Genomic DNA, 7,282 nt, shown 5'->3' on the forward strand with positions numbered 1-7,282 from the left:
AAGTTTTAAGAGCGTATGGTTATTTACGCTCTTGTTTTATTTTAAAAAGTTAAATTGTTAAATTCACTGTTTAGTAAGTTTGCTGCAACCATAGGTGGTTTTGCAATCGTTATTCCTTTTAGGAGTACAGATTTATCTTTACTTGCATTAGGTAAATAAAGAGGACAAATTTGAACAGTTGCACCAGCTTTAATCAGTCCTTTTAAAGCCATTTTTGGTGTTGGAGATTTGCCATCAGGTTTTTTCACTGGGGTACTTTTCAAGCCTTTAACAGCTAAATCACCTGCCGCTCCACATAAAGTGATGTTTACAATTTTTTTATGCTTTTTAACCGCCATAGTTGAAAGAACCATTGCCATCATTTGAGTTTGTGGTTCAGCAGAATTAATAATGACATTTAAGCCTTTAAGCTGACCTGCACTTAATATAGTTGGTATTGTAAAAGCAACAACTAATAGACCTTTTGTAAATAAATTTTTCATACACACTCCTTAATAAATTATAATTAAAATTATAACAAAAATATTATTTTAATCAATTGAAAAGAATAAATAACTTTAAAAATATTTTTTATCTATGAATATCAGTTGGAGTTTTATAAATTTTTTTCTTTAAAATAATAAAGATTTATATTTTATTAAAAATATAGTATTATATTTGAATTTGTTAAATTTTATTGTATAAAGGTGTAAAAATGAAGATAGTATTTTTAGATGCGAAAACTATAGGTGATGACGTTAGTTTAGATGCTTTTACTGAGTTTGGTGAGTTTGTTACTTATCCAACAACCTCAAAAAAGCAGACTCTAGAGCATATAGGTGATGCACAGATTGTACTAACAAATAAAGTTGTTATAGATAAAGATGTGATGGATGAATGTCCAAACCTAAAGCTTATTTGTATAGTGGCAACGGGTATGAATAATGTTGATTTAGATTATGCTGCGAGTAAAGGTATAGAAGTAAAAAATGCTGCTGGTTACTCTACTGCTTCAGTGACACAGCTTACATTTACGCTAGCACTTTATCTTATAGCTCAAAGCAGATTCTATGATGATTTTGTAAAATCTAGTGGCTGGGCAAATAGTGGACTTTTTACCAATGTAGAGAGACCATTTTGGGAACTTAAAGATAAAAAATGGGGAATCATAGGTTTTGGAACTATTGGTAAAAATGTAGCAAAAGTAGCTGATGCATTTGGTGCCAATGTAAGTTACTACTCTACAAGTGGAGCAAACAACGATAGTTCACATACTAGAATGGAACTTGATGAAATGCTAAAAACTTGCGATGTTATCTCTATCCACGCGCCTTTAAATGAAAAAACAAATGGATTAATAAAAAAACCACAACTAGACCTTATGAAAAAAGGAGCTGTTTTACTGAACCTTGGACGTGGTGGTATTGTTGATGAGAGTGATTTGGCTGATGCGATTGACAACAATGGCTTATTAGCAGGAATCGATGTAGTTGCAACAGAGCCTATTAATATAGACAATAAACTCTTACATGTAAAAAATAAAGACAATCTAGCTATGACTCCTCATATTGCTTGGGCTAGTGTTGAAGCGAGAGTTGAGCTGATGAAAATAGTGGCGCAGAATATAAAAAGTTTTTTAGAGAGTAAATAGTTGTTTGATATCCTTATAGTTGGTAGCGGAGGAGCAGGACTTAGCGCTGCTTTGGAAGCAAAAAAGCAAGGGGCAAAAGTGGCAGTTATCTGCCAATCTGCTCCAACTAACGCTGCAACTTGTATGGCTCAGGGTGGATTTAATGGGGTCATTTATGATGATGAGGGGGATAGTCCATCTTTACATGTAAAAGATACTATGACTTCATCTTCATCACTTGCAATTGAAAAAAATGTAAAAGATATGTGTGAAGGGGCAAAAGAAGATATTTTCTGGCTTGAAGATATTGGTATGCCTTTTTCGAGAAAAAAAGATAGGATTGCTCAAAGAAAATTTGGAGCAGCTAGTAAGGATAGAACAGCTTACTCTCAAGACTATACAGGATTAAAACTTCTTCATACACTTTATGATAACTGTTTAAAAGAAGGCATTGCATTTTTAGATAACTCTTTTGTTTTAGAGTTGATAGTAGAAGAGGGTACATGTAAAGGAGTTGTCTTACTAGATATCCAAAGTGGAGAGATAAAAGCATTTGAGAGTAAATCTGTAGTTTTAGCGACTGGCGGTTATGCTGGGATATATCATGGGTTTAGCACCAATGGGATTGAATCTACAGGTGATGGTCTTGCTTTAGCATTGAAAAGTAGTGCAATATTGAGTGATATGGAGTTTGTCCAGTTTCATCCTACTTCTTTAAAATCGAGTTCAGTTCTTGTGAGTGAAAGTGCTAGAGGAGCTGGAGGATTTTTACTCAATCAAAAAGGTGAGAGATTTGTCGAGGAGCTTATGACTCGTGATGAGGTATCTCGCGCAGTTTTTTCACAAATGAAAAAAAATAATAGTGTATTTTTAGATATTCGTCATTTAGGAAGTGAGTTTATCAATAAAAATTTACCTCAAGAGAAAAAACTTATAAATATCCATGAACATATTGATCCAAGTGAACAACTCATTCCAATAAGCCCTGCGGCTCATTATAGTATGGGTGGAGTTGATGTAGATGAGGATTTACAAACAAACGTACAAGGATTGTTTGCTGTTGGAGAGTGTTCTAACGTCAAAGTGCATGGGGCAAATAGACTTGGCGGAAATTCACTTTTAGAGATAGTCCATTTTGGAAGAAAAGTAGCTAAGACTTCTTACATGTACGCACAAAAAACTTCTTTACATGTAGAGTTAAAATCTTATGAAAAAAAAGTAAAAAAAGAGATAGATAAACTCTTACAAAATGAAAAATCAGATACATTTTTTGCTCTAAGAGAAGAGCTTGGTAAAGAGCTTTTTGAAAAAGCAGGAATTTATAGAGATGAAGAGGGTTTAAAGAGTTTAATACACAATATAGAAAATATAGAAGCGAGATATAACAAACTAACTATAAGTGATACTAACATGAGCTATAACACTTGGTTGGTTTCTCATTTAAAGTTTGGTAACTCATTGAGTGTGGCTAAAGCTTTGAGTCTGTGTGCCATCCAAAGAGAGGAGAGTCGGGGTGCTCACTACAGAGATGATTTTCAAAAACCTGCCAATGAAGCATTGCACTCTTATGTGCAGATGCAAAATAGTGCTTTACATGTAAGGTTTTTAAAATGAAAATAGATATTCAAGGAACACTATACGAAATCCCTCACATAGAAATAACACTTTTAAATGCGTTAGTGTATATACGAGAAAACATTAATCCGAGTTTGAAGTTTGGTTACAACTGTAAGAGCGGGGTTTGTGGAAGTTGTGCGGTGAGGGTAAATTTTCAAGAAACTTTGTCATGTCAGTATAAAGTTCAAGATGGAGATAAGATTGAACCACTTTTAAGGCACGAAAATGTAGCAGGACTTTTAGTTGATTATAAAAAAGCTAAACAAAATCTGCAAAAAATACAAACTTGGTTACATGTACGAAGTGAAAAAGTGATGGGAGAAGCGTGTGAAGAACTTATAGAGAAGCAAAGCGATTGTATACTTTGTAGTTCTTGTTTTTCTGCTTGTCCAGTTTTAGATGTAAAGCAGAGTTTTTTAGGACCTTTTGCTTTAACGAGAGCTTGGAGATATGTAGCTGATGTGAGAGAAGAAGAGAAAAAAAGTTTCATAGAAAAAATGCAAAATGATGGTATTTGGGATTGTACTTTATGTGGGGAATGTACAGTTGCTTGTCCTATGGGAATTGATCCTAAGAGTGATATTTTGCACTTAAGAACAAAAAGTATGCAAGCAGGTTTTTTTGACCCAACTCCACAACCTAGTTTTGAGGATGATTTTGGATTTAATCCAAATTTTTGATAACATACATAAAAATATGAAGGAAAATAGATGGCAAAAGAACATAGTTTTGATATAACAGCAGAGATAGACAAACAAATACTAAAAGATGCGTATGAGCAAGCAAAAAAAATTATAACAAATCGTTGGGACTTTAAAGGAATTACTGCTGATTTTGATTATAATGAAAAAGGGAAAACTATTACTTTAGTAAGTGCAACAGACTCAAAAGCAGAAGCTATGTTTGATGCAATTGTAAGTGAAGCTATAAAAAGAGGGATTTCTGCAAAAGGTATTAAAGAAGCTAGTCGTGATACCGTTGGTGGAGGTAATACAAAGATAATAGTAAGCATAAATGATACTCTGAGTAAAGAAGATTCAAAAACGATAGTGAAAAAAATCAAAGATTTAAAATTGAAAGTTCAAGCAAGTATCCGAGGAGAAGAGGTAAGAGTTGTTGGAAAGTCAATAGATGATTTGCAAACAGCTATCCAAGCTTTGCGTGAAGCAGAACTAGAGATACCACTTAATTTTATAAATATGAAATAATGTTAGAAGAAGAAAAACCTTTTCAAATAGAAGTTATGCCCAAAGTTAAAGGTCTTTGGTGTAACTTCCTTGTTTATATTCTCTATTTAGGCTTAACTCTGACTCCTTTTGGTGTAGGAGTATTTTTTTGGTGGTATTTACATAGTATTTGGATAGGATTTCTTTTTTTCTTATTTGCTTTAATAATTTCTATTGTTATCATTTCTAAGATGCGAATTAATTCCATCCCTTTTTCTCAACGAGAGATGAATTATTCGACAATGGCTGTTGTCAAATGGTATGTAGGAAAAAATATCTGTATTTAAAGGAAAATATTAAATGAGTAGTGAATTTTCTATCATAGGAACAGCAATACTTTTTATGTTCATTTTAGATCCATTTGGTAATGTCCCTTTATTACTTGCTATTTTAAAAGGGGTAGATAAAAAAAGAAAAAAATATATAATTATGAGAGAGTCTTTTTTTGGATTGGCTATTCTTCTTCTATTTTTCTTTTTTGGGGAAACTTTTTTAAATATTTTTCATCTTGAAACCCCCTCTGTTACAATAGCTGGAGGGGTTATCTTTTTTGTTATTGCTATGAGGATGATTTTTCCTGGAGAAAAAGGAAATACAGCTCTTTTTGGTTCAGAAGAACCTTTCATGGTTCCTATTGCTATACCTTTAATTGCAGGACCATCTGCTCTTGCAACTCTTATGATTATGACACGCTCTTATAGTAGTCATTTTTGGGCACTTTTTGTATCTGTCATACTAGCTTGGGCATTTTCTACTTTTATTTTGTATATGTCACCCTTTTTGTATAAAGTTTTAAAAGAAAAAGGATTAAATGCCTTAGAAAAGCTTATGGGTATGTTACTTTTAATGCTTTCAGTTCAAATGTTTGTTGATGGAATTAGAGCTCTTTTTCACTAATATTCATTGCATATAAATACAAATTACTTACATATTAATAGTCTTTTTTATAAAAACTATTTTAAATTGTGTAGATTTATCTTTAATTTAATTATTAAAAAATAAATTTATGTTTAGTTTAAAAATATCACATTGAATACCACGATCTTTCGATACAATTTTCATACGGATGAAGGTTAAGGCGTAGAGTTTCTAATACATTAAAAAGGAGAAATATAATGAGTAAAGAGGCAATTTCAAGAAGAGAAGCACTAAAGATTGGTGCTTTAGGAACAGCAGGTTTAGCAATGTTAGGTGCTACTAACGCAACAGCAGCAACAATACTTGAAAAAGATGTTAAATTTGATGAAACATATGATGTAATCGTAATTGGTACAGGTTTTGCAGGTCTTGCAGCAGCCGCTAAAGCATCTGAAAGAGGTTATAAAGTACTTGTTATTGATAAAATGGGTAGAATTGGTGGTAACTCAGTAATTAATGGTGGTGCATTTGCAGTTCCAAATAATGCTGATCAAAAGAAATTTGGTATCAAAGATTCAAAAGAAAGATTCATTAAAGATTGTTTAAAAGCTGGACTTGGAATTAACCATGTTGAACTTTTAGAAACAATTGCAGATAGAGCGAATGATACTTTAGAATTTGCACAAAAATGTGGAGCAAAATTCAAAACTGGTAAAAAACCTTCATGGTTTGGTGGACACTCAGTTCCAAGAACAATGATTACAGAAAACATGAGTGGATCAGGAATTATTAAACCAATGACTAAGTTTGTTGAAGGTCTTCCTGGTTGTAAAATCATGAGAAGAACTAAGTTTGATGATTTTGTAATGGATGACAAAGATGGTGTTGTTGGTGTTACCGTTAGAACTGGTTATAGATTCAATAAAAAACTTTTAAGTGATGATGCAGAAAACACAACTGGTGAGAAAAAAGTATTTAGAGCTAAAAAAGGTGTTATTTTAGCAGCTGGTGGTTTTAGTGCAGATAAAGTTTATAGAAAACTTCAAGATCCTCGTATACCAGAAGATTCAGATACTACAAATCACTCTGGTGCAACTGCTGGAGCAATGTTAAAGGCATTCCAAATTGGTGCAATGCCAATTCATATTGGATGGATTCAACAAGGTCCATGGGCAAGTCCTGATGAAAGAGGTTTTGGTGTAGCTCCATTACTAACTCAACAAGGTCTATTTAAATTCGGTATGGCTGTAGATATCAGAAATGGTAAGCGTTTCATGAACGAACTAGCTGATAGAAAAACTCGTGCTGATGCTGAGTGGAAGATTTTAAGAGTAGATCCTAAGGCAAATCCAATTGCTATTGGTACTTACAATACATTTGATCCTCAAATTTTACCTTTAGTTGAAAAAGGTTTAAAAACAGGCGTTATGAAGCAGTATAAAACTGTAGAAGAAGCAGCAGCAGCGTATAAAATCCCAGTAGATGCATTAAAAGCAAGTATCAAAAAATACAATGCAGGCGTTAAAGCAGGTAAAGATGAATTCGGTAAACCAGTTAAAGCATTTAAAGGTCAAGGTATTGAAGCAAAAGGTCCTTATTATTGTGTTCGTTTACAACCAAAACCACACCACACAATGGGTGGAGTTAAGATTAACACAAAAGCACAAGTAATTTCAGGAAACACAATGAAACCAATTGCAGGATTATATGCAGCTGGAGAAGTAACAGGTGGTACTCATGGAGCGAGCCGTTTAGGAAGTGTAGCTGTAACTGATTGTTTAACATTCGGTATGATTGCGGGAGAAAATATTTAATTATGAAGAATAAAAAAACTCTTTTTTCTCTAGGGTTTTTTTTCATTTTTAGTGTAGCATTTTTGTTCGGAAGTAGCAGCGAAAAAGCTGCTGCTCCTGAGCAAGCTAAACCTGCTGTTGAGCAGGTTAAATCTACACCTGAACTTCGAAAAGAATTT

8 protein-coding genes are annotated in these 7,282 nt (G+C 33.2%); 7 read left to right on the forward strand and 1 reads right to left on the reverse strand.

Annotation, left to right across the window (positions count from 1 at the left end; translation table 11 throughout):
- Positions 1-41 precede the first annotated feature (41 nt).
- Positions 42-482, reverse strand: a complete 441-nt coding sequence (locus K354_RS0105880; protein ID WP_024954576.1) for a hypothetical protein — start codon at positions 480-482, stop codon at positions 42-44.
- 212 nt (positions 483-694) lie between these two features.
- On the opposite strand from K354_RS0105880, the gene K354_RS0105885 reads away from it, so the two are divergent.
- The 7 genes from K354_RS0105885 to K354_RS0105915 all read left to right on the forward strand — a co-directional run bounded on the left by K354_RS0105885 (position 695) and on the right by K354_RS0105915 (position 7,124).
- A complete protein-coding gene (locus tag K354_RS0105885) occupies positions 695-1,630 on the forward strand; it encodes a D-2-hydroxyacid dehydrogenase (RefSeq protein WP_024954577.1) in 936 nt (311 codons plus the stop codon).
- Positions 1,631-3,223 (forward strand): FAD-dependent oxidoreductase, encoded by a 1,593-nt coding sequence (locus tag K354_RS0105890; RefSeq protein WP_024954578.1) that lies wholly within the window; start codon positions 1,631-1,633, stop codon positions 3,221-3,223.
- Positions 3,220-3,906: a succinate dehydrogenase/fumarate reductase iron-sulfur subunit gene (locus K354_RS0105895; RefSeq protein ID WP_024954579.1), complete on the forward strand. Its 687-nt coding sequence runs from the start codon at positions 3,220-3,222 to the stop codon at positions 3,904-3,906. The genes K354_RS0105890 and K354_RS0105895 overlap by 4 nt, the downstream gene beginning before the upstream one ends.
- Positions 3,907-3,936: 30 nt before the next feature.
- Complete coding sequence (locus tag K354_RS0105900) at positions 3,937-4,434, forward strand: YajQ family cyclic di-GMP-binding protein (RefSeq protein ID WP_024954580.1); 498 nt, start codon at positions 3,937-3,939, stop codon at positions 4,432-4,434.
- Entirely contained in the window at positions 4,434-4,739 is a 306-nt protein-coding gene (locus K354_RS0105905) for a hypothetical protein (RefSeq protein WP_024954581.1), read from the forward strand. The genes K354_RS0105900 and K354_RS0105905 overlap by 1 nt, the downstream gene beginning before the upstream one ends.
- A gap of 13 nt (positions 4,740-4,752) precedes the next feature.
- Positions 4,753-5,349, forward strand: coding sequence for a MarC family protein (locus K354_RS0105910; RefSeq protein ID WP_024954582.1), 597 nt, complete (start codon positions 4,753-4,755; stop codon positions 5,347-5,349).
- 218 nt (positions 5,350-5,567) lie between these two features.
- Positions 5,568-7,124, forward strand: coding sequence for a flavocytochrome c (locus tag K354_RS0105915; RefSeq protein WP_024954583.1), 1,557 nt, complete (start codon positions 5,568-5,570; stop codon positions 7,122-7,124).
- The last annotated feature ends 158 nt before the right edge of the window (positions 7,125-7,282 follow it).

The sequence above is a fragment of the Sulfurospirillum arcachonense DSM 9755 genome, assembly GCF_000597725.1.
Lineage (GTDB): Bacteria > Campylobacterota > Campylobacteria > Campylobacterales > Sulfurospirillaceae > Sulfurospirillum_A > Sulfurospirillum_A arcachonense.

Bases quoted from the DNA above. Each gene is read 5' to 3' on its own strand.
- K354_RS0105910 (WP_024954582.1), top strand. From the start codon at position 4,753: ATGAGTAGTGAATTTTCTATCATAGGAACAGCAATACTTTTTATGTTC.
- K354_RS0105900 (WP_024954580.1), top strand. From the start codon at position 3,937: ATGGCAAAAGAACATAGTTTTGATATAACAGCAGAGATAGACAAACAA.
- K354_RS0105905 (WP_024954581.1), top strand. From the start codon at position 4,434: ATGTTAGAAGAAGAAAAACCTTTTCAAATAGAAGTTATGCCCAAAGTT.
- K354_RS0105885 (WP_024954577.1), top strand. From the start codon at position 695: ATGAAGATAGTATTTTTAGATGCGAAAACTATAGGTGATGACGTTAGT.
- K354_RS0105880 (WP_024954576.1), bottom strand. From the start codon at position 482: ATGAAAAATTTATTTACAAAAGGTCTATTAGTTGTTGCTTTTACAATA.
- K354_RS0105895 (WP_024954579.1), top strand. From the start codon at position 3,220: ATGAAAATAGATATTCAAGGAACACTATACGAAATCCCTCACATAGAA.
- K354_RS0105915 (WP_024954583.1), top strand. From the start codon at position 5,568: ATGAGTAAAGAGGCAATTTCAAGAAGAGAAGCACTAAAGATTGGTGCT.